The organism is Mesorhizobium sp. M0676, from assembly GCF_040320535.1.
Classification (GTDB): Bacteria; Pseudomonadota; Alphaproteobacteria; order Rhizobiales; family Rhizobiaceae; genus Mesorhizobium.
Genome location: NZ_JAMYPU010000033.1, coordinates 1 through 22,445 on the forward strand (window position 1 = coordinate 1; position 22,445 = coordinate 22,445).

At 64.0% G+C, this 22,445-nt stretch carries 17 protein-coding genes and 1 tRNA gene; 8 read left to right on the forward strand and 10 right to left on the reverse strand.

Annotated elements, in window-relative coordinates:
• Nucleotides 1-256 precede the first annotated feature (256 nt).
• Nucleotides 257-1,153, forward strand: a complete 897-nt coding sequence (locus NKI35_RS26765; RefSeq protein ID WP_352741831.1) for an HpcH/HpaI aldolase/citrate lyase family protein — start codon at nucleotides 257-259, stop codon at nucleotides 1,151-1,153.
• Nucleotides 1,154-1,216: 63 nt separating this feature from the next.
• On the forward strand, nucleotides 1,217-1,423 hold the full coding sequence (locus tag NKI35_RS26770; protein ID WP_023699283.1) for a DUF1737 domain-containing protein: 207 nt from the start codon (nucleotides 1,217-1,219) through the stop codon (nucleotides 1,421-1,423).
• Nucleotides 1,424-1,584: 161 nt separating this feature from the next.
• Here the strand turns inward: NKI35_RS26770 and NKI35_RS26775 are convergent, their stop codons facing one another.
• On the reverse strand, nucleotides 1,585-2,007 hold the full coding sequence (locus NKI35_RS26775) for a metallopeptidase family protein (protein WP_023673918.1): 423 nt from the start codon (nucleotides 2,005-2,007) through the stop codon (nucleotides 1,585-1,587).
• Nucleotides 2,008-2,235: 228 nt separating this feature from the next.
• On the opposite strand from NKI35_RS26775, the gene NKI35_RS26780 reads away from it, so the two are divergent.
• The 3 genes from NKI35_RS26780 to NKI35_RS26790 are packed head-to-tail and all read left to right on the forward strand — an operon-like array spanning nucleotide 2,236 to nucleotide 7,977.
• Nucleotides 2,236-3,288 carry an ImuA family protein gene (locus NKI35_RS26780; protein WP_023747409.1) on the forward strand — a complete coding sequence of 351 codons (1,053 nt, stop codon included), beginning with the start codon at nucleotides 2,236-2,238 and terminating at the stop codon, nucleotides 3,286-3,288.
• The gene (locus tag NKI35_RS26785) at nucleotides 3,230-4,708 is read left to right on the forward strand and encodes a DUF6504 family protein (RefSeq protein WP_023816098.1); all 1,479 of its coding nucleotides are present in this window, start codon (nucleotides 3,230-3,232) and stop codon (nucleotides 4,706-4,708) included. The genes NKI35_RS26780 and NKI35_RS26785 overlap by 59 nt, the downstream gene beginning before the upstream one ends.
• Nucleotides 4,705-7,977, forward strand: a complete 3,273-nt coding sequence (locus NKI35_RS26790; protein ID WP_352741832.1) for an error-prone DNA polymerase — start codon at nucleotides 4,705-4,707, stop codon at nucleotides 7,975-7,977. The genes NKI35_RS26785 and NKI35_RS26790 overlap by 4 nt, the downstream gene beginning before the upstream one ends.
• A gap of 121 nt (nucleotides 7,978-8,098) precedes the next feature.
• Here the strand turns inward: NKI35_RS26790 and NKI35_RS26795 are convergent, their stop codons facing one another.
• The 4 genes from NKI35_RS26795 to NKI35_RS26810 form a co-directional block, all read right to left on the reverse strand.
• Nucleotides 8,099-8,341 (reverse strand): Trm112 family protein, encoded by a 243-nt coding sequence (locus NKI35_RS26795; protein ID WP_023687636.1) that lies wholly within the window; start codon nucleotides 8,339-8,341, stop codon nucleotides 8,099-8,101.
• A 30-nt stretch (nucleotides 8,342-8,371) separates the two neighbouring features.
• Entirely contained in the window at nucleotides 8,372-9,043 is a 672-nt protein-coding gene (locus tag NKI35_RS26800; protein ID WP_023685086.1) for an LON peptidase substrate-binding domain-containing protein, read from the reverse strand.
• 111 nt (nucleotides 9,044-9,154) lie between these two features.
• The gene (gene trxA, locus NKI35_RS26805) at nucleotides 9,155-10,162 is read right to left on the reverse strand and encodes a thioredoxin (RefSeq protein WP_352741833.1); all 1,008 of its coding nucleotides are present in this window, start codon (nucleotides 10,160-10,162) and stop codon (nucleotides 9,155-9,157) included.
• Between the two features lie 80 nt (nucleotides 10,163-10,242).
• On the reverse strand, nucleotides 10,243-10,740 hold the full coding sequence (locus tag NKI35_RS26810; protein WP_023672125.1) for a prolyl-tRNA synthetase associated domain-containing protein: 498 nt from the start codon (nucleotides 10,738-10,740) through the stop codon (nucleotides 10,243-10,245).
• A gap of 216 nt (nucleotides 10,741-10,956) precedes the next feature.
• On the opposite strand from NKI35_RS26810, the gene NKI35_RS26815 reads away from it, so the two are divergent.
• Together NKI35_RS26815 and NKI35_RS26820 are read left to right on the forward strand one after the other, a co-directional pair.
• A tRNA-Gly gene (locus NKI35_RS26815) sits at nucleotides 10,957-11,031 on the forward strand.
• 323 nt (nucleotides 11,032-11,354) lie between these two features.
• Entirely contained in the window at nucleotides 11,355-13,382 is a 2,028-nt protein-coding gene (locus NKI35_RS26820) for an SAM-dependent methyltransferase (protein WP_352741834.1), read from the forward strand.
• A gap of 20 nt (nucleotides 13,383-13,402) precedes the next feature.
• On the opposite strand, the gene NKI35_RS26825 is transcribed toward NKI35_RS26820, so the two are convergent.
• Entirely contained in the window at nucleotides 13,403-14,083 is a 681-nt protein-coding gene (locus NKI35_RS26825; protein WP_352741857.1) for a redoxin domain-containing protein, read from the reverse strand.
• A 19-nt stretch (nucleotides 14,084-14,102) separates the two neighbouring features.
• The gene (locus NKI35_RS26830) at nucleotides 14,103-17,387 is read right to left on the reverse strand and encodes an adenylate/guanylate cyclase domain-containing protein (RefSeq protein ID WP_352741835.1); all 3,285 of its coding nucleotides are present in this window, start codon (nucleotides 17,385-17,387) and stop codon (nucleotides 14,103-14,105) included.
• 290 nt (nucleotides 17,388-17,677) lie between these two features.
• Between NKI35_RS26830 and NKI35_RS26835 the strand changes: the two genes are divergently transcribed.
• Complete coding sequence (locus NKI35_RS26835) at nucleotides 17,678-19,441, forward strand: adenylate/guanylate cyclase domain-containing protein (protein ID WP_352741836.1); 1,764 nt, start codon at nucleotides 17,678-17,680, stop codon at nucleotides 19,439-19,441.
• A 20-nt stretch (nucleotides 19,442-19,461) separates the two neighbouring features.
• Here NKI35_RS26835 and NKI35_RS26840 read toward each other — a convergent pair whose 3' ends face one another.
• The 3 genes from NKI35_RS26840 to NKI35_RS26850 all read right to left on the reverse strand — a co-directional run bounded on the left by NKI35_RS26840 (nucleotide 19,462) and on the right by NKI35_RS26850 (nucleotide 22,311).
• Nucleotides 19,462-20,835 carry a hypothetical protein gene (locus NKI35_RS26840; RefSeq protein ID WP_031244223.1) on the reverse strand — a complete coding sequence of 458 codons (1,374 nt, stop codon included), beginning with the start codon at nucleotides 20,833-20,835 and terminating at the stop codon, nucleotides 19,462-19,464.
• A complete protein-coding gene (locus NKI35_RS26845) occupies nucleotides 20,835-21,353 on the reverse strand; it encodes a GNAT family N-acetyltransferase (protein WP_023816106.1) in 519 nt (172 codons plus the stop codon). Before NKI35_RS26845 ends, NKI35_RS26840 begins: the two co-directional genes overlap by 1 nt.
• A gap of 136 nt (nucleotides 21,354-21,489) precedes the next feature.
• Nucleotides 21,490-22,311 carry a hypothetical protein gene (locus NKI35_RS26850; RefSeq protein ID WP_023715730.1) on the reverse strand — a complete coding sequence of 274 codons (822 nt, stop codon included), beginning with the start codon at nucleotides 22,309-22,311 and terminating at the stop codon, nucleotides 21,490-21,492.
• Between the last annotated feature and the right edge of the window lie 134 nt (nucleotides 22,312-22,445).

The following is a 22,445-nucleotide window of genomic DNA, read 5'->3' on the forward strand; positions in this document are numbered from 1 at the left end:
CCCCCCCCCGAGCTCCTCCGTCTATGGCTGAAAAACCCCGCGTCCCGTGGCGACACACGGGACTACACCCCCGCCCCCCCCCACAATTCCGTCTCTCTCCGCTCGACACCTCTCCCCCGATCGACGGGGGAGAGGAAAGGCCCCCTTCCGCAACTGCTGCGGGACGGGCGGGGCAGCGCAAGCTTTCGCAGTTGGCTCGTCATCAGGTACCGGTCGGACGCTTGCCTCCCCCGCCCACACGCGGCATAGATCGGCCATGACAAGCGAACCTTACCGCCCGCGCCGCTCGGTGCTTTACGTCCCCGCCTCCAATGACAAGGCGCTGGCCAAGATCGCGACGCTTGCCTGCGATGCCGTCATCATCGACCTCGAGGACGCCGTTGCCCCCGCCGACAAGATTGCGGCGCGGGACAAACTGGTCGGCATCTTCGCCAGCCGGCCAGTTGCCAATCAGCATGGGCGCCGCTGCGAAATGATCGTGCGCGTCAACGCGCTGTCCAGCGAATGGGGCAACGATGACCTGCTGACCGCGGCGAAATTCGCGCCCGACGGCATCCTGTTGTCCAAGGTCGCCACGCCGCGCGATATCCTCGAAGTCGGCGACGTGCTCGACGATAATTTTGCCCCCGACAGCGTCAAGCTCTGGGCGATGATCGAGACGCCCAAGGCCATGCTCAATATCGGCGCCATTGCCGAACTCGGCCGCGACCCGGCCTCGCGCCTAGCTTGTTTCGTTGCCGGAACGAACGATCTGGTCAAGGAAACCGGCATTCTGGCGACGCCTGATCGGCGCTACCTCGTGCCTTGGCTGATGCAGATGGTGCTGGCGGCGCGGGCCGGCGGCATCGACATGCTCGACGGCGTCTCCAACGATTTTCGCGACCTCGACGCGTTTGCGCGCGAATGCACGGAAGGGGCGGCCATGGGCTTCGACGGCAAGACGCTGATCCATCCGGCCCAGATCGAAGCCGCCAATCGCGCCTTTGCCCCCGCGCCCGAAGCCCTTGCCGAGGCGCATGCGGTGAAAGAGGCTTTCGCCTTGCCCGAAAATGCCGGCAAGGGCGTGATTGCGCTGGATGGCAGGATGGTCGAACGGCTGCACCTGGCGCAAGTCGAAAAACTGCTGGCGAAGGCCGCCGCCATCGGCGCATGATTGCCTAAGCCGGCTTCGGAATATCCCGCCCTGCAAGACAGAACTTACGACAGGACCTGACCCATGAGACTCTACCGCTTTCTGTCCGCCCCCGATGATTCCACCTTCTGTCACAAGGTAACCGCGGCGCTGAACAAGGGCTGGCATTTGTACGGCTCGCCGACCTACGCCTATGACAAGAAGACCAAATCGATGCGCTGCGGCCAGTCGGTGGTGAAGGATATCGACGGCCAGGAATACGGGCCGGATACCAAGCTGAGCGACTGGTAGCTTTGCCAGGCACCGACGCAGGCTGTGTCGAGATTCAGGTCAGGCCGAGCCGAGAACGGCGGTTTCCGAGAACCGGAGCGGAGCGTACTTGAAGTACGCGAGCACCGGAAGCGCAGGAAGCTGCCGTTCGCAGGCCGGCTTCACCTGAATATCGCACAGCCTTACTCCGCCGCCTCTTCAAGCTTTTCCATATCGTCGTCCGACAGGCCGAAATGGTGACCGATCTCGTGGATCAGCACATGGGTGACGATGTCGCCCAGCGTCTCTTCGTTCTCGGCCCAGTAGTCGAGGATGGCGCGGCGGTAGAGGGTGATGCGGTTCGGGCCTTCGCCGGTCTGCGGGTTCCAGCGCTCGGCGATGCCGCGGCCCTCGAACAGGCCGAGCAGGTCGAACGGCGTCTCCAGCGACAGATCGTCCATGATCTCGTCGGTCGGGAATTCGGCGATCATGATGACGATCTCGCCGGTCAGCTTGCGAAAATCGTCGGGCAGATGTGCGTACGCCTCCAGCGCCAGAAACTCGATCTCCTCGATCGAAGGCGAGAGTTCATCGTGCCAGGTGCGGGTCTTGTAGATGCGGGCCATGCTTTGTCCTTTGATCCGGCATATAGGCTTTCCCTCCGGACTCGGCAAATGGACGGGTACCTGGCCAATGACTGTTTCTTTGCGCCGAATGGCTGCGACCAAAGTCCAAGGTTGGCCTCGCCACCTTTGATCAAGGAATAAATTCCTTCTGACTCCGCTTGACTCTTCCGGCACCCTCTGGAATCTATAGGAACATAACAGGAACAGTTGTGAGAGAAATTGACCGTCATGGCGACATCAGCCGTGGCGCGGGAGACTGTTTTTGCCCTGCGCCGCCAGATCGCGAAGATCGAGGGAACGCTGCCCGAGCGCCTGGCCGCGCCGGCTGGCGAGGGGCTGCGCGCGGGTCCTGGCGGCGGTCTCGACGCCGCGCCTGAACCCGATGCCGATGTCACCATCATCCGGCGCGGGCTTGCCGTGGCTTCGCCGGATGCTTTCCTGGCCACCGGCGTCGAGCGCCTCGATGCGGCCCTCAGCGGCGGCCTTCCGAAAGCCGCCTTGAGCGAAATCCATGGCCTTGAGACCCGCAATGCCGGGGCCGTCGCCGGCTTTGTGCTGTCGCTTGTCAGCCTGATCCTCAAGGGCCAGCCCTTGCCCGTGCTGTGGATCGGCACATCGGAGATTTTTCGCGAGGCCGGCTTTCCCTATGCCAGGGGATTGCAGGGCATTTTCGGTATCGCACCGGAGCAATTGCTGTTTTCCGAGGCGCCGAAACTCACCGATGCGCTGTGGGTAGCCGAGGAGGCCGCGAAGATGACGGCGCTCGCCGCAATCATCCTCGAAATCCGTGGCAGCCCGCAGCGGCTCGACCTCACCGCGACGCGCCGGCTGCACGCGCGCGCCCAAAACGCCGGCCGGCCGGTGTTCCTGCTGCGCCAGGCCGGCGAAGCCGAGCCGACCGCCGCCCCGGTGCGCCTCATCGTGTCGGCTGCACCAGCGGCGAGCCGCCGGACGATCGCCGGGTCGCTCGCCGGCTCGATCGGCCGGCCTGCCTTCACCGTCAGCATCGGCAAGAGCCGCACCGCTCTGCCTGGACAATTCACACTGGAGTGGAACCCCGATGAACACGCATTCGAAGAAAGAAAGCCCCGCGAAAAACGGGCAGAGAATTCTGTCGCTGTGGTTCCCGCATCTGGCGGCAGAACGGATCCTGCGCCAGCGCCTGGGACGGTCGTGGCGTTCCCGGCCTTCGGATCATCTGCCGCCATCTCACCCACCGCTCGTGATCAGCCATCGCGACCGCAACGCCCAGCGCATATCGGCCCTCGACGAGCGGGCTGAGGCGCTGCATCTGAAGCCTGGCATGGGCATTGCCGATGCGCGCGCCATGCATCCCTCGATCGACATCGTCGAGGCCGATCCGGACGCCGATCGCCGGCTGCTCGAAGGCCTCGCCGACTGGTGCGATCGCTATACGCCGCTGGTGGCGCTCGACGGTACTGATGGCCTTTATCTCGACGTCACCGGCTGCACGCATCTGTTCGGCGGCGAGCGCGCCATGCTGGACGACATCCTTGCGCGGTTTTTCCAGCAGGGTTTCGATGTCCGCGCCGGGTTGGCCGCGACGCCGGGTGCAGCCTGGGCGGCGGCGCGCTTCTGCGGCAACCGCATCGTTGTCTCCGGCGAGGAGGAAGCGCTGCTCGCCCCCTTGCCGCTGGCGGCACTGCGCATCGAGGCCGATATCCGCGCCAGCTTGGAAAGCGTCGGCCTGCGGACCGCCGGCGCGGTCATGGCAGCGCCGCGCGCGCCGCTCGCCCGTCGCTTCGGCGCGACCTTGCTGTTGCGGCTCGACCAGGCGCTCGGCCGCCTCGACGAGGCGGTATCGCCGCGCCTGCCCGTGGCCCCGCTTTCGGTCGAACGCCACCTGGCCGAGCCGGTCGTGCTGACCGCCGAGATCGAACGGCTGGTGCTCTTGCTGGCGGTGACGCTGAAGGCCGATCTCGAACGCCGCGGCGAGGGCGCAAGGATGCTGGCGCTGCTTTTGTTTCGCGTCGACGGCGCCGTCAGCCGCATCGCTGTCGGTACCTCGCGACCGTTGCGCGAACCCAAGCTTATCCAGCGCCTGTTCCATGAGCGGCTGGCCGCGCTCGAACAGGACATCGATGCCGGCTACGGCTTCGACCTGGTGCGGCTTTCGGTGCTGGCGGCCGCCGGCTTCGACATGCAGCAGGCCGATTTGACCGGCGAGACCGAGGATGACGGCGCCGACATGGCACTCTTTGCCGACCGCATCCGCGCCAGGCTCGGCGACAGTGCGGTGCTGAAACCGGTCGCCCTCGAGAGCCATCTGCCGGAGCGCGCCATCGCCACCATCCCGTTCTCGGAAGCGCCACAACGCAAAACACCGCTCAGGAAGCCGGGCTCGAAAGACGCGCCGCGCGCAACCATCTTCCCGCCGGAACGGCCGATCCGGCTGTTCCGTTCGCCCGAGCCGATCGAGGTGCCGGCCACCGAAATGCCTGAGGGTCCGCCGATGAATTTCCGCTGGCGCCGCGCGCTCTACCGGGTCGCGCGCGCCGAGGGGCCGGAACGCATCGCGCCGGAATGGTGGCGTGAAACGTCAAGCGATCCGCTCACATCGACGCGTGACTATTTCCGGATCGAGGATGCCGACGGCCGCCGCTACTGGCTCTACCGGCAAGGCCTCTATGGCAACCCGCAGGTGCCGCCGCGCTGGTTCATGCATGGGGTCTTCGCATGAACGCGCTGACCGTCATCCCCTATGCGGAATTCGGCATCCAGTCGAACTTCTCCTTCCTGCGCGGCGCCTCCAAGCCGGAGGAGCTGGTGGTGGCGGCCAAATTCCTCGGCTTTTCCTCGATCGGACTGGCAGACCGCAACACGGTGGCCGGCGTCGTGCGCGCCTGGCAGCAGGCCAAGGTCGAGAAGCTCGCCTATCACCCCGGCTGCCGCCTGGTGTTCGGCGACGGCACGCCGGACATTCTCGCCTATCCGCAGAACCGCAAGGGCTGGGGCCATCTCTGCCGCATGCTGACGCAAGCCAATCTGCGCGATGAAAACGAGAAGGGCGCGACCCTTCTCCAGCGCAGCGACCTGCTCGAATGGGGCGACCTGCTGTCGCTGGCGGTGCTGCCGGATCTCTCGGCGAATGCCGACGATCCCTTGGCATTGGTCCGTCAACTGAAAGACCGCTTCGGCGCTAATTTGCGGCTAGGCATGGCGCCGGATCATCGCGGCAATGACCGTTTCCGCATTGAGCAGGCGGCGGGCATGGCGGACATCGCCGGCGTGCCGCTGATGGCGACCAACGACGTGCTTTATCACAGCGCCGAGCGCCGCTCGCTGCAAGATGTGCTCACCGCCATCCGCCTCAATTTGCCGGTCGCCGAGGTCGGGCTGGAGCTGACGGCCAACGCCGAGCGCCATCTGAAGCCGCCGCTGGAAATGGCCCGTCTCTTCCGCCGCCATCCGCAGGCGCTGGCCGAGACGCTGCGCTTTGCCGGCGAACTGACCTTCTCGCTCAGCGACCTCCAGTACAATTATCCCGACGAGCCGACGCAATCAGGACTTGGGCCGCAGGCCGAGCTAGAGCGTCTGGCCAGGGAGGGGGCCGCCACGCGCTATCCGGCGGGCGTCCCCGCTTCCGTCTTGCAGCGCATCAGTGAGGAGCTCGCTCTGATCGAGCGTCTGAATTATGCGCGCTATTTCCTGACCGTTTACGACATCGTCCAGTTCGCCCGCAATGAGGGCATTCTGTGCCAGGGCAGAGGCTCGGCCGCCAACTCGATCGTCTGCTACTGCATCGGCATCACCGAGGTCGGCCCCGAGCGCATCGACACGTTGTTCGAGCGCTTCATTTCCGAGGAGCGCAACGAGCCGCCCGACATCGACGTCGATTTCGAGCATGAGCGGCGTGAGGAGGTGATCCAGTACATTTACTCCAAATACAGCGCCAAGCGCACCGCGCTGGCTGCCGCCGTCATCAGCTATCGCGGCCGCTCGGCGCTGCGCGAGGTGGCCAAGGCCATGGGCCTGTCGGACGATGTCCGCATTGCGCTCTCCAGTTCGATCTGGGGCTGGTCGACCTCGGAGCTCGGCGAGAAGGAGGCGCATGCCGGCGGCCTCGACCGCAACGAGACCTCGACCCGTCACGTGATCGCCCACGCCAACGAGATCATGGGCTTTCCCCGGCATCTGTCGCAGCATGTCGGCGGCTTCGTCATTACCCGCGACCGGCTCGACGAGATCGTCCCCATCGTCAAGACGGCAATGGACGAGCGCAAGATGGTCGAGTGGGATAAGGACGATCTCGACGCGGTGAAGATCCTGAAGGTCGATATTCTGGCGCTTGGCATGCTGACCTGCCTGAAGCGCGCCTTCACCTTGCTCACCGACCATTATCCGAAGGCCCGGGATGATTACGGCCGACCCTATGTGCTGGCCACCCTGCCGCCGGAAGAGAACGACGTGTACGACATGATCTGCCGCGCCGACACGCTCGGCGTCTTCCAGATCGAATCGCGCGCGCAGATGTCGATGCTGCCGCGTCTACGCCCGCGCGAATTCTACGACCTGGTCATCGAGGTGGCGATCGTGCGGCCCGGCCCGATCCAGGGCGACATGGTGCACCCCTATCTGCGCCGTCGGCAGGGCAAGGAAGCGGCTGAATATCAAAAGCCAGAGCTGGAGGCTATTCTCAAGAAGACACTCGGCGTGCCGCTGTTTCAGGAACAGGCGATGAATATTGCAATCGTCGCCGGTGGTTTCAAACCCGGCGAAGCCGACGAACTACGCCGCGCCATGGCCACCTTCAAGCGCACCGGCACCATCGGCAATTACCGCCAGCGCATGATCGACGGCATGGTCGGCAAGGGATACACCAAGGACTTCGCCGAGCGCTGCTTCAAGCAGATCGAAGGCTTCGGCGAATACGGCTTTCCCGAAAGCCACGCCGCCTCCTTCGCTTTGCTCGTCTATGCCTCCTGCTGGTTCAAGACCTTTTATCCCGACGTGTTCTGCGCCGCGATCCTGAATTCGCAGCCGATGGGGTTTTACCAGCCGGCCCAGCTGGTGCGCGACGCGCGCGACCATGGCGTCGACATCCGCGACGTCGACGTCAATTTTTCCGACTGGGACTGCACCCTGGAGAAAGCCCAATTCGATCCGGGCCGCATCCTGGCGCGCCATGCCGAAATGCGCGGTGTCATCAAGACCCGGTACGCCGTCCGGCTTGGCTTCCGTCAGATCAAGGGCTTGGCCGAGAAGCGTATGGAAGCTTTCACCGCGCGGCGCGGCGCCGGCTATACAAGCGTCAGGGATGTCTGGCTGCGCTCGGGCCTCGATGTCGGCGAAATCGAAAGACTGGCGCAGGCTGACGCCTTCCGCTCACTCGGCCTCGATCGTCGTGAAGCCTTGTGGGCGGTGCGCGCGCTGGATGGCAAGAGCGCCGCCGAACGGCTGCCGCTGTTCGACCAGCCGGCGATCCGGCTGCGCGAACTCGAGCCCGAGACAAAACTGCCGACAATGCCGCTCGGCGAGCACGTCATCCACGACTACCGCGCGCTCGGCCTGTCGCTGAAGGCGCATCCGGTCGCCTTTCTGCGCGAGCGGCTCGACCGCGCCGGCGTCATTCCCAATGCCAATCTCGGCTCGGTGCGCGACGGCAGGCGGGTCTCGGTCGCCGGCCTGGTGCTGGTGCGGCAGCGGCCCGGCAAGGGCAATGCGATCTTCCTGACGCTAGAAGACGACAAGGCCGTCGCCAACGTCATTTTCTGGGAGCGGACCTTTACCCGTTTCCGGCCCATCGTCATGGGCGCGCGCTTCGTCAAGGTCACCGGCAAGCTGCAGTCGGAATCCGACGTCATCCACATCGTCGCCGAAAAGATCGAGGATTTGACACCGTGGCTGACGGTGCTGCTGGAAGAGATGACGCCGGCTGCCCGGCCCGACATTGCCACCCTCTCGGACAAAGCTGAAAGGGTCATGCCCAAGGGGCGGAATTTTCAGTAGGGCAAGTGCAGGGCGGTCGGGAGCCCATGACATTAATGCCGGCAAGGGCAGAGGGGGGCGCGAAGGATCGCCAACAGAATGGCTTCTTAGGCTGAGGTCCGTTTGAACCACCCCTGGTCCCTCAGCCCGGCCCACCCAATCGCGGCGGCGACAGCACGTCTTCCGCCGAAATCGTCCGCGCCTCCGAGGGCAGCATGATCGGGATGCCGTCGCGCACGGGATAAGCGAGCTTGGCGATCCGCGAGATCAACTCGCCGCGCACCGGGTCCCAGGCCAGCGGCCCCTTGGTCAGCGGGCAGGCCAGCAGCTCCAGCAATTTTGGATCGACATTGACCGACTTGCCGTCACGCCCATCCGCAGCCATTGGATCCCCCTTCAGCCATCGGCTCAGCCCTTATTGCAGGCTGGAGCCAAAGTCCTCATTCTCGCGCGCCAGCGCCATTTCGGTGATGGCGATCAGCGTCTCCGCGCGGGCTTTCAGGTCGGGCGCCTCCAGCAGCGCCTGTTTCTCGGCCGGTCCGTAGGGGGCCATCATCGACAGCGCATTGACCAGCATGGTGTTCTCGGCGCGGCTGACGCTTTCCCAATCGGCTTCGAGATCGTTGGCCTGCAGATAAGCGCGAAACGCTTTCAACAGCGCCGGCCGGTCGACCTCGCTTGCCGCCTGGTCTTCGGCAAGATCGGTGAGGAACGGCGCCAGCTTGCATTGCCGGAAAGGCGTCTTCACCGGCAATTCGCTGGTGATGCGGAAACGGCAGACGCCCTGCAGCGAAACCAGATAGCGGCCGTCGCCGCTCTCGGCCATCGAGATGATGCGCCCGGCGCAGCCGACATTGCACAGTTCCGGCTCCCCGTCGGCGCGCAACGCGCCATTGAGGCTGGGCTGGACGATGCCGATCAGCCGCGCGCCGGCGATCGCCTCATCCACCATCTGCAGGTAGCGCGGCTCGAAGATGTTGAGCGGCATGCGCCCGCCCGGCAGCAGCAGCGCGCCGGCAAGCGGAAACACCGGAATGGTTGCCGGCAGATCCTTGCCGACCCGGTAAAATGCGTTTCCGACCTGCACCTTCACTCCTCCGACCCGCTTCGGGCGCGATGTTATCGGCCTAATCTGGCGCGGCGGCCGCCGGCCGCAAGGCCCGACAGCCACGCCCCGGCAATTTGGCCGGCAAACGGCTCAGGAAAACAGCAGCGACGACAATTTGCGCCGTGCCGCCAGCGTCGCCTCGTCGGTCATGCCCCAGGCCTCGAACAGTTTCAGCAGCTGCGCCCTGGCGCCGTCCTCGTTCCACGTCCGGTCGGCTTTTATAATCGCCAGAAGATTGTCGGCCGCCGCATGGCGCTCGCCCCTGGCGTTCTGGATCATGGCGAGGTCGAAACGCGCCTGGTGGTCGGCGGGATTGGCGGCCAGTCGCTGCTCGAATTCAGCTGGATTGCCAAGTGCTGCCGCTTCCGCAGCCAGCGTCATCTTGGCACGCAGCGCGGCAAGTGCCGGCGCATTTTTCTTGGCCTCCGGCGCCGTTGCCAGCAGCGCCTCGGCGCCGTCGCTGTCGCCGGCCTCGAACAGAAGCTCGCCCAGCCCGGCAATCGCCTCGATCGTCTCCGGCGCTTGCGCCAGGATGGCGTCGTAAATGTCGGCTGCGGTCTGCGCATCGCCCGCCGCATGCGCTTCCGCCGCCGCGGCCAGTGCTTCGGCCACCGGCGGCGCGCCATTGCCCTTGCCGCCGACCTTGGTGATGAACTCGGCGATCTGGCTCTCGGGGATGGCGCCCATGAAGCCGTCGACAGGCTGGCCGTCCTTGAAGGCGATGACCGCCGGGATCGACTGGATGCCGAGCTGGCCGGCGATCGAGGGATGATCGTCAATGTTCATTTTGACCAGCTTGACCTTGCCGCCGGCGGCCTTGACCGCCTTTTCCAGAAGCGGCGTGAGCTGCTTGCAGGGCCCGCACCACGGCGCCCAGAAATCGACCAGTACCGGCTGTTTGCGCGATTCCTGGATGACGTCGGCGGCGAAAGTGGCGGTCGTGGTGTCCTTGATCAGCTCGCCAGCGGCAGGTGCTGCGCCGGGTGTCGGGCCAAGTGCCGACTTGGCCGGCTCGGCGCCGCCATATTGCACGGACGTGGTGTACTGGCCAGAATTGCCGCCGAATTGGCCGCCAAACGGATTGTTGTTGTCGCTCATGTCGTCGCCCTTCCGATCGCGCCCAGCGGAGCAGCGCGACGTCCTTAACTAGAGGTCAGTTTTCGCCATCCATGTGGCGATCAAGCCGAGACTTTCAAGATAGCAGCATCATGTCCGGTTGCCTCGACGAATCTGATGAGGTCGGCGGACGCGATCGACGTCGTCGCCTCATTGGTCAGCGGATGCGCGTTGACTGTCGCATGTGCTATCAAATCCTGGTCGAGCACCACTTTGACCCGTCTTTCGGTGTCGTTGATCAGCCCGAACACGGTGACCGCGCCCGGAATGACACCGAGCAGCTCCATCAGCATCTCCGGCTTGCCGAACGACACCCGGCCGGCGGCGCCGATCATCGTGTGGATCTGCTTCAGGTCGACGACCGCCTCCTCGCCGACGCTGACCAGGAAGAAATTGTCCTTCTTGTCCTTGAGAAACAGATTTTTCGTGTGCCCGCCCGGTATCTCGCCGCGCAGCGACTGCGAATCGGCCACCGTATAGAGCGGCGGATGGCGCACGGTCGACACTGATATGCCGAGATCGGCAAGAAAGGCGAAAAGCTCGGCTTCGGTCTTCGGCATTGGTGGTCTTCCCCTGTATCGGCGCGCGGCAACGCCGTTTACGGCCAATGATGCCGCCGAGACAAGACCGTCATGCGGGAAGTCGATGAACCACCCGCGTGGCCGACAAGGTTCCGCCAAGCGATTTGGCGCGACCAAAAAGCCCGTCATTTCCCTGTTGCAATCGCCGCGCTCTTCAGCCATATAGGCCCGGCTTGCGGCCAAAGGGCCGTGTGAGCGGGTGTAGCTCAGGGGTAGAGCACAACCTTGCCAAGGTTGGGGTCGAGCGTTCGAATCGCTTCACCCGCTCCAGTTTCCTCTAGGGGAATCAAGCGATGAAGAGGCGCCTTTCGGGGCGCCTTTTGCTTTTTCCAGACCGGCGATGTAAGCGCGTTGCGGGACACTTGTTCTCCCTCAGAACCAGGCGCAGGTAAGACGGCGTGGCGCACAATCCCTCGGGTTCAATTTCGGCGAAAGGCGGCACCGCATCTGAAGCGCTTGCTTGGCTGGCGTTGCGGAACGCCGCGTCCGAATGCGGCTCAGGCTCGCGCTTGATCGACCCGCAGCCCCTGCGCGCACTCCCGGCGGGACGCAAGTGGGCGCATGAGATTGCCAAGGTAATCTTCGATGGCCTCATGGCAGGAAGCCTGTCGGTGCCGGCGCAATTGGCTGCCGGATGGGCGAGGTTCGGCAGCGCAACCACCGCATTGATCATCGAACTCGGCAAGATCTGGGACAATCCCGCAGCGGCTCGCCGCGTCCAGTACCAGCTTGAGCAAATGCTTCTCGAACCCGACGATCTTGCCACGCCGCGCAGGCTGGCGCGAACGCTCGGAATTCGCGTCGACGCTCGCAATCCGACCGCGACCGAACTGCCGGAAGGCATCGATCAGATCTATGCCCATCTGATGCTGGATGGCCGGATCCAGGCTGTCGTGCAGTTCGGTGCACTCGGGACGGTGACGAGCGATCATTGGATTGAATTGATCCTGGATGTAGTGCCTGCTGAGCGGCTTGCGGGAGGATCGCCTGCACCGCAAAAGGGCGCCGGCGCGACCACGTCAAACACGCCTGCAGCCGAGGCATCGTTTGCCATGGCGGGAAGCGAGCCCGATCAGGACAGCCACTTCGGCAAACTCGCGCAATTGGCCGCACAGGCGCATGACCTGGTTCGGTCGAGCGCTGAACCGTCAGAGCCTGTTGCGCCGCGCCGCGCACGGGTCGCGGACAAGCACGACAAGGATCGCACGGCGTTCTGGAACAGCTATTTCGCGACCGAGGATCCGTGGAACTACGGTTCGTCCTATGAGCAGGAAAAATACGAGCGCCAGCTCGAAATTCTGCCTCCCGGTCCCATCGGGCGGGCGCTTGAATTGGCCTGCGCGGAGGGCCACTTCACGCGGCAGCTGGCGCCTCGCGTCGGCCATTTGACCGCAACCGACATTTCCGCCATAGCCGTCGGGCGAGCCCGCGCCCGATGCAACGATCAGCCGAATGTCGAGTTCGGCGTACTCGATTTCGCTGCCGACACGCTGCCGGGTGAGATGGATCTGATCGTCTGTTCGGAAGTGCTCTACTACCTCGATGATCTCGCCGAGCTACGGCGCATCGCCAGGAAATTCGCCGAGGCGTTGGCGCCTGGCGGCAGCTTCATCAGCGCACACGCATTCGTGCTGCGTGACAATGTCGAAAAGACCGGCTTCGACTGGAATACATTCGGCGCCCAGGCGATCTCCGAGACGCTGGCGGCGACCGAAGGCCTCGTCCTCGAGCAATCGATCCAGACCGAGCTCTACCGCATAGACCGCTTCCGCCGCCTGTCGCCGGACGAGGTGGCGACGGACACGGTGATCGATCATGTGCCGATCCGCGCGCCCATCGAAATCGGTGTCGCGCGAAATATCGTCTGGGGTGGGGCGCGAGCCTTGCGCCGCGACGTCGCACGTAACGAGCAGCGCCGGCATATCCCTGTCCTCATGTATCACGGCGTTGCCGATGAAGGTCCGGCCGCGCTCGCTCGTTTTCGGCTCACGCCCGCCGCATTCGCCAGCCAGATGGCATGGGTGCGCGCCAATGGCTTTCACGCCATTGGCTCCGAGCAGCTGGAAGCATTCATCGCCAACCGTCAGCCTTTCGTTGGCCGCCCGGTGCTCATCACCTTCGATGACGGCTTCCAGAACTTCGCCGACCATGCCTGGCCGATCTTGCGCGCCAACGACCTGACCGCGGAAGTGTTCCTGGTGACGGACCTGGTGGGCGAAAGTGCACAGTGGGACACCGACATCGGTCCGCCGACGCCGCTTATGGGCGCCGGGACGGTGCGACGCCTCGCTGCCGAAGGCGCCTTCTTCGGCAGCCACATGGCGACGCATCGCGCCATCGATGGTCTGTCGAGCGCTGACCTGGCCGCCGAGCTCCTGCGCTCTCGTCTGTTCATCGAACGCTGGACCGGCCGGCCAACCAGGGCGTTCGCGGCACCCTTCTCCGTCACCGACCGACGGCTTGGCCGGCTGGCCAGGGAGTGCGGCTATCGAGTAGGCTTCGGCCGCAGGCACGGGCCGGCGGACCTCGATAGCGATCTCATCGACCTTCCGCGCATCGAGATTCGCGGCGACCGCTCGCTCGATGACTTTATTGCCACTGTCGAGGCCGTGCTCGGATAAACGGTGAACTTGTCAGTTCATTATTGGGCGACTTGCGACACGGCTGACATCAGCTCCTTAGGGTTTGGGGCGCCAAACATGTATCGCCCACCCTCCGGGACCTCCGTGAAGCTCCAGCGGACGATCCCCTGCCGGTCCAGCAGGAACTGACCAACCAGTTGTCCGTGTCCCGTGGCCATCATCTGCTCGTCGGCTTCGGTCAGTTCGTAGTGGTCCTTCTTGTCAAGGATTGCGGCGGCTGTCATCGGATCCATGGGACCGGGCAATTCGCCAGGTATGTCGACCCGCATGTCCTGTGCCGCTGCCATCGCGACCTTGTACGGCCAGTTCGTCTCGTTCTCGGTGAATTCGAGATTGGGCAGTCCAAAAGCACGATGTGAAGCGCGTTCCGGGTCCGACGCCGCAAGCAGGTTCGGCATTGGATGGTAGCGGAAATAGAGCCGCGCCCGTTCGGTCGGCGTGTTGACCACCGTCAGGCTCTCCACGCCCTTTTCGCGCAGCTCCGGATCGAGACGCGCCTGAGCGGCGATGTGGCGCCGGCAAAACGCACAATGCAGACCTCGAAACAGGCCGACCAGCACCGGTTTTTGCCCGCGAAAGTCGTCAAGCGCAATCTTGCCTTCCTGGGTAATGGCGTCGAGTATCAGGTTCGGCGCCCGGTCGCCCGGTTGAAGCGGTATCAATCCACTAGGCGCGGACATGTCCAACCCCCTATCCCGGCTAGTCGAGAAAAGGCAGCACCACAAGCGCTTCCGGGTCGAGCCCGTGCTGGGCGCATATACCCTGCGCCAGGGAAAAGTAGCGTTCGGCCTCGGCCAGATTGTCGAGGTCGAGATTAAGCGTTGCGAGTCCATCATAGCACGGAAACAGCAGTTGGGGCTCGCCCGTTTCGCGGGCTACCTCCAGTGCTTCGTGGAACAAGCCGATCGCCAGTTCCGGATGGCCGTTGCACTGGTGGATCTGCCCAAGCACGATCAACGGCACTGGCAGGTGCTCGCGCTGGTCGAGCGCCCGGTCAATCTCGATGGCCTTCTCGGCAGCAGGCACGCCCTCCGTTGGACAGCGATCCGTGAAAGTACAACAAGCTACCGCCAGATTGGCGAGGAGGCGCGCCTGGAAACCCAAATCGCCAATACGGCGCGCCACTTCAAGACCGCGCCGACAGACCTCCATCGCCTTCGCCGGATCGATGGTCGTGTAGAGCACCCCGAGATTGGTGTAGCCGCGGCAGGCCGCGCCCAGCAGACCGGCGGCTTCGGCCAATTCAATGCTGCGCTCAACCTCACGCACGGCTTCATGGTTTCGCCCAAGGCGAGCCAGCGCAACAGCCTTGGTATTAAGTGCCTCGGCGGTCACGAGGGTGGCATCATCGGAGACATGTTCCGTTGTCAGAGAGCGTACGCAATCCAGCGCCGCGTCTGCCCATTCTGCCGCGAGAGTGTGATCTCCGCTGCGGAACGCCTGTCGGCCACGTTCTTGCCAGAGATGCGCCTGCTCGATCGGGGCATCCGCTCCATCGAGGAGCGCTGCCGCTTCAGCGTAGCGCGATTCCGCGTCGTCCCGCTTGCCCACGTCCCAAAACAGCCGACCGATCTTGCGCAAAACGCGCGCCGCCGCGACACGATCGGCTGACTCGCGATAGGCCTGCAGCACCGCCTCGTAGTGGCGGTGTGCAATCTCGCGGCGGCCTGCCGGGCCGCTCAAATCGGCAATGCGCTCTGCAATTGCCAGTTTGAGCGGTGTTTGCCCGATCGCGCCCAACGCAGTCAGTGCTCGCTCGTAGAAACGAAGGGCGTCGTCATTGGCGTATATCATGCGAGCGCGATCTCCCGCCGCCTGCAGGTAATGCGCGCCCCTCTCCCGCTCGGCGCTCTGAGCGAAATGATGACCGAGCACGGCCAGATCCTCGAACCGTTCCGGCTTGTCGCCGCACAGTTGCTCCAGGGCGGCACCTACCCTGCGGTGGATGTCGGTCCGGCGTTGCAGGAGCAGATTCTGGTAGATCACGTCCTGCAGCAATGTTTGCGTAAAGCGGTAGCTTTGCGACGAGACCGAGCCTGATCCGGCAACTTCCTCGATGATTTCCGCATCGCAAAGCAGTTCGCAGCCCGCTTCCAGTCGGCCGGGGTCGGCTGCCACGCCTTTCAGAAGCGTGGCATCGAAGCGCGGGCCGATTACCGCGGCTTCCTGGGCCAACCGGCGCACCTCTTGCGGCAGCCGGTCGACGCGAGCAAGCAACATTGCCTGGATCGTGGCGGGGATGCCGGTTGCGACTTCGCCTGCCACGGTCCGCCATTGCTGGCCCTCGCGCACCAATACACCGCGATCGATAAGGCCGCGAACGATCTCCTCCAAGAAAAGCGGGTTGCCGCCCGCGCGCTCGAGGATCTGGTCGAGAAGCCCTCCTGCGGCGTTTACCCAGCTCTCGCCGAAAAGCGCCGCCACCAGGCGGCGTCCGTCATCGCTGTCGAGCGGCGAAAGCCTGAGCGCTGTGTGGCTGACCCGACTTGAGTCGAGTTGGTCGTTGTCCGACGCCGGACGATGCGTGACCAGCAACATCAGCCGCGTGCGTTCCAGTCTGTCCATCACGAAACGCAGTGCCTCGAGCGAGACGGAGTCGGCCCAATGCAGGTCTTCGACGACAATCAACAGCGGCGACAACGCAAGCCGCCGTTCTATGATTGTGCGGACCGCGTAGAGAATTTGCCGCCGCAGCTGCTCGGGCTCGACATGCTGCAAGGTGGCATCGGGGTCGCCGAGGCCAAGCACATGGTAGAGCAAAGGCATCAGCCGCTTCGCCTCCTCGCCCTGCAGGCCGAGATCGGCAAGCAAGGCTGCGAGCTTGCCCCGCATTTCGTCCCCATTGTCGTTTTGCATCATCCCGGCAGCGCTGCGCACCACTGCACCCAGGGCGCCAAATGATTGTTCACCCAGCGGTGAGCACGTGGCCTGCCGCACGGCGACGTTGCGAAAACGATCCTCGTCGCCGACGCGGGCGACGAACTCCTTCACCAACCGCGACTTCCCGATACCGGCTTCGCCGACGAGGCGGACAAGCTGGGCCGAGCCGCCGCACGCCAAGTCAAGGCTCGCCAGCATTCTGTTGAGCTCCGCATCACGACCTATTATGGGCGCACTGAGGCCGAGCGCCTCGAGCCCGCGCGCTGCACGCGGCGCCGCAAGCGGTGCATCCAGTCGGTGGACGAGCACACTGCCAGCCTTGCCGCGAAAGACGACATCGCCCAGCGACTCGTACGAGAAGGCATGCCGGGTCAGCCTGTGCGTGAGTTCGCCCACCAGCACCTCACCCGGTGCAGCCAGCGATTGCAGGCGTTGCGCCGTATTCACCGTGTCGCCGGTCACCGAATAGGATTTGGCGGTGCCGATGCCCAATCCGCCAGTAACGACCGGACCCGTGTTTATGCCTATGTGGAGCAGCAGCGGCGAGCCGGAGTGGCGGGTGCTTTCACCGAGCCGCGCCGTCCGGGCGATCATGTCGAGAGCGGCTCGAAGCGCACGTTCCGGATCGTCCTCATGCGCGACCGGCGCACCGAACAAGGCGAGCAGAGCGTCGCCGATGAATTTGTCGACGAAACCACCAAAGCCTTGCACGGCCGCCGTCAATTCCTTGAACAGTTCGTTCTGCAGCGCCTGCATGACCTCGGGGTCGAGCTGCTCGCTGAGTGTCGTGAAGCCGCAGAGATCGGCGAACAGCACCGTTACCGTTCGTCGATCGGCGTCGGAGACGGAATGCGGCCCCTCTTCGCTTTCGATGTTCGGCGATGGAGCTCGAGAGGGCTGCGCAATGGTGCGGCTTGGTGTCGGAGCAGGCCGTTCGGCAGCTTTTGCGGACGCACCGACGCTTGCCCCACATTTAGGACAGAACTCGAAATCAGGTGCGCAGGCGTAGCCGCAACTGGCGCATGGCACGGGCTGGCGGCGGCCACACTTCGGACAGAAGGCGTAACCGCCCTCGATCTCGAAACCGCAGCCCGAGCAGTTCATGGACACCTCACCAGAGCATGATGCCGAAGAGTGTGAAGCGATTTTCGGACGACATCATGCTCTATCTCTTTGACCTTGGGCCATGACGCGTGATCTCGCCACGCTCGTCACGGCCGGGGTATTCACAAGGATGAACCGATAGTCGTCAACCGGCAAGCGGCAGCGCAAATGGGCATCGGTCTGGGTTCGGCGGTGGAGCACTGCCGATACGGGCGGCTGCGTGGCCGTGATTTGCGAAAATTCCCTCGTCCCGCCGTCTTCCTGCTATGATGGAGATGAGGAGGCGACCCATGAGCGAGAACCGTAAGCTGGCCGCAATCCTGGCTGCAGATGTGGTCGGATACAGCCGGCTCGCGAGCGCGGACGAAGATCGTACCTTGGCGCGGTTGCGGGCACTGCGCAGCGACCTGATCGATCCGATCATTGCAGTGCACCACGGGCGGGTTATCAAGCGTACCGGAGATGGGGCACTGGTTGAGTTTCGCAGTGTGGTCGATGCCGTGCGCTGCGCTGTTGAGATTCAAAACGGTATGGTTGAGCGCAATGCCGGCGTACCGCAGGAGCGCCGCATCGAGTTCAGGATAGGCATCCATCTGGGCGACGTGGTCGAAGAGAGCGATGGCGACCTGATGGGTGACGGCGTCAACATCGCCTCGCGTCTGGAGGGCGTTGCGGCGCCCGGCGCCATCTGCCTGTCCGAGGATGCCTATCGCCAGGTCAAGGCCAGGCTTGACCTCTCGGTCAGCGATCTCGGCAGCACACAGCTCAAGAACATCGCCGAGCCGATCCGAGTGTATTCGCTGCAAGTCGGCGCCGGGGCCAAGGTGGCCGCGACCTCGCAAACCCCGACGAGCCCTCCGGCTGCGGCAGCGCCGCCGAAACTGTCGATCGCCGTGCTGCCGTTCGCCAATATGAGCGGTGATGCCGAACAGGACTACTTCGCCGACGGCATCTCCGAAGACATCATCACGGCGCTGTCCAAACTGTCACAGCTCTTCGTCATCGCTCGCAATTCGTCCTTCATCTTCAAGGGCCAGAACGTCCATGTGCAGGATGTCGGCACGAAGCTCGGCGTGCGCTATGTCCTTGAAGGCAGCGTACGCAAGTCGGGGAACAAGGTACGCATCACCGCGCAGCTCATCGATGCAATCTCAGGCGGCCATCTTTGGGCGGAGCGGTTCGATCGCGATCTGACCGACATATTCGCCGTGCAGGATGACGTGACGCAGCACATCGTCGGTGCGCTGGCGCTCAATCTGACCGAGGATGACCGTCTGCGGCTGGCGCCCGAACACCAGCGCAACCCGGAGGCGTATGACTGTTTCCTGCGGGGCCGGGAGCTGTGGCACCGGCTGACGAAGGACACGAACGTCGCGGCCCGCGAGCTCTTGCAGCGGGCCATCGAACTGGACGCGAAATTTGCCTCTGCCCACGCTTTCCTAGCCCTCACGCACGGGCTCGATTACCTCAACAGGTGGGGTGCGTCGAACTCGATGGCGCAAGCGGAAGAGGCAGCAACGCGAGCGGTAACGCTGGATGGCAGCGATCCCTGGGCGCACTGGGCACTGGCATCGGCCAAGCTTTACACACGGCGGCACGATGAAGCCATCGGCGAGGTCGAGCGCGCGATAGCCCTCAATCCGAACTTCGCCGAAGCGCACGTCGCCCGCGGCGAGGCGCTGTATTATTCGGGTAGACCCGCGGAGGCGCTAGAGAGTTTCGCCCGGGGAAAGACCTTGAATCCATACTTTCCGGATGTGCTTCTGCACTTCCAGGCTTTGGCATCGTTTCAACTGGGAAGGTACGAAGAGGCCGTCGACCTCTTGCTGCAACGGCTGGCTCGCAACGCTGTCACCGACGTCTCGCGTGCGCTTCTGGCCGCATGCTACGGCCATCTGGGCCGTTTGGAGCAGGCCCATGCGGCATGGCAGGACCTGCTTCGCGTCAATCCCGCCTATTCGCTGGAACACCGTCGCAAAGTCTTGCCTTACAAGAACCCTGCCGATTTCGAACTCATGGTCGAGGGGCTCCGCAAGGCCGGCGTGGTGCAATGACTGGCTAAAGCCCGGCCGGATCAGAGGCCTGAGGCCCGGCCGATCTTGCGCCATCGGGCGTTTTCGCGAACCGGTTTCAGGTCGTCGGTCGTCTCGGCAAATGTCCGCAACCGGTATTGCCGCAGCAGGTCCGGGAAGAGCGCCCCTTCCGGCAGGCCGGCAAGCTGCTCGCGGACCGAGATCTTTTCATCGATGACCCGCATGCCCCAGGCATTTTCCCGAACCTGCAACTCGGCGGCCAGATCGCGCTCTTCTGGCGCGTTTTCATCCAGCGCAGCCAGCAGGATCGAGTGGAAAAGCGCGACATAGCCAATCTGTCTCAGGCCGCCCACGACCCGCACGCGCGGCAATATGGCAAGGGCGAGGAACATCAGGAACAAGTCCGGCAAAAGCATGCCGTCGAGCAGTGCCTGCTGAAGATGCGGCCGCTCGAACGGGATGGAAAGACCATGCGGCCTGTCAGGCTCGATCAGCCGCCCGTTCTCGAGGACGAGCTTGCGCACGCGCTGCTCGCGGATGCCCCAGAAATAGGCCGTGGCATTGGGCAGGAACCTGCCAAATAGGCCCGATGCGGCTTCTTGCAAGGCATGGTCGAGACGCCGGCGCCTTGCGGGCTCGAGGAGCAGCCTGGAAAGAAGGCTGCCTTCATCTTCCAGATGCCGCGAAACGACAGTCGCGGCCAGCCTATCATCGACGAAAACCGGCCGAGCCATGCCGGAACGATCCCAATCGGCGACCAGATGCTCGTTGAGTTCTGTCAGCGCATCGGCGGCTGTTGCAAATACCTTGTCCTGGCTGGCAAGCAGCGTGCCGAGCCAGCTTCTGGCATCCGTCTCATTGCCCACCGTTTCGAGCGCGCGCCCGTTGAGGGCGACGGGACCGGCCGCGCAGGCGCTTTTGCGGCACAGTTTGTGGCGGCCCATGCCAAACAAATTGACCTTGTCGTCGCCGACATCCAGCCATCCCGGCCCCTCCCGGCCGGTTGTCTCCATGGTCATGGTCGTTCCCATGAAGCCGAAAAAAGCCGACAGCCCGTTTTCGACCGCGCCGAGCCAGGCAAGCAGCAGGGCATCGAAGGTGATGCGATCCATCAGAAGCAGGCAGTGCAGGCCGGACTGGATAACCGGTCTGTGGTCGAATTCGTCGAGGGCCTTGTCGATCGCTTCGGGCTGCATGATCGCACCGAGGCGCTGCTGCAGGACGTCGCGCAGGATCGAGCGGGCAGCGATCGACAGGGCCGATGCAGGCCTTGCCACCGGCCGCCACAGATGGCGGGCATAATCGGAAACCGGCGCATTCCAGTTCTGCTCGATGTCACGCACGACCTCCGGGCAGAGCAGCGACAGCACAGCCAAAATGTCCACCGGAGGGGCAAGGGCAGGGACGGTGGTCATCAGAACCGCAGCCGGGCCATGCTCAGGAGGTCGTGGTACTGCCCGTCGGTAAAACCGGCCTTCACATGCCGGCCTTCGACCTCGAAGCCGTGGCTTGTGTAGAGACGGATGGCCGGTTCGTTGTCGGCATAGACGCTTAATTCGACCCGCTTCAGGGCGCGCCAATTGTCGGCCACGTCAAGCAGCGCGCCAAGGATGGCAGAGCCGATGCCCCTGCCGACAAAGCCATCATCGAGGCCGATATTGATCTCGCCGATATGCGAGCGGCGCGGCGAACCCTGTGCGATCAGGCTGCCATGGCCGACAACCTTGCCGTCCAGCTCGGCAACGATCCAGGTGGTTTCCGGGCCGGACTTGGCGATGCGCCGCTCCACCTGCTCCACCATCTCGAACGGCATCCTGAGCGTGCCCCAGCGGAAGCCCGGCATATTGAAGATAGCGCAAAGCGCCTCGGCATCGCTTGGCCGGACGGCCCGGAGCTGCGGCTGGATTTTCTCTAGGGGTGGCGTGCTGGTCATGGCTTTTCCGGCTATAGCAATTCCAGGAAAAGTGTGAGCGGTTTTCCGTCCGGAATTGCGTCAGAACAAAGGACAGAGGCAATATGCCCGGCACGATGCACCGGACGTCACCTGAAAATCCAGCCGTCTCTGCGACCTATGCCGATTGCGCGGCAAAATGCCGGGGGGCGGCGTAGAGTTTGAGGATCCCGCTGATGCCGATCCAGCCGAAAAGGGCGAGCCAGCACAATGTCCCGGCCGCCGTCCAGTCGATCCGGTGCACGGCGGCGTCGGTGATGACGAGGCCAAGGACGGCAAGCAGGCCAACCAGAAACTGCGCCAGGCCGAGCACCAGCAATTCCTCACGCGGCGCACTTCTCCAGACGAGATAGGTGCCGCCTGCACCCGCGAGGAAGATGGCGCTGTAGACCTGGGCGTGAAAAGCATCGATCGGCCATGGCCAGAAGCCACCGAATGTCAGGGGAAACAGCAACAGGCCGACGCCGTAGGCCCCGAGGATCGTCATTTCCACCGGTAGGTAGGCGCGCCATGCGGGGTTCAAGATCACGCCTTTTGCAGAAGGGCGGGCCCTTGCCCGCCACAGGAACAGCCCGGATACCGCGGCTGACGCAAGATAGACCAGAAACCAGAGCCAGGGGGCTTTGCGCTCGAAGTTGAAATAACCGAGATTGATGAACGAAGCCGCCGACACGATGACGGTGAAGATGAAGGCCATGACCAGCACGAGCCTGCCGGGCGACCAGCGATTCCAGACCAGCAGCGCCGCCATCACTGCCATTTCGGCGGTGTAGAAGCCGCCGAGGAAGCGGGCATTGAACGGCGTGACGGCCCAGGGCCAGCGCGGCTTGACCAGCGCAGGCGCGAAAAACAGGCCGGCCCCGACGATCAGGACGATGATGACCCCCGCCGAGAAAAGGCGCAGGGCCGCCGGAAATGGCGGGTTGTCGCGTGTCGGCATGGAGAAAACCCCAGAGATGAATGCCCCATGGGCTATCATAGTTTGGAATTCAACAAATGGAAATTGACCTGTCACCAGGCTTGTCCATTCGAATGGCCGTACGGTCCGTTTAGCAGTAGGATGGAGCGTTCGGG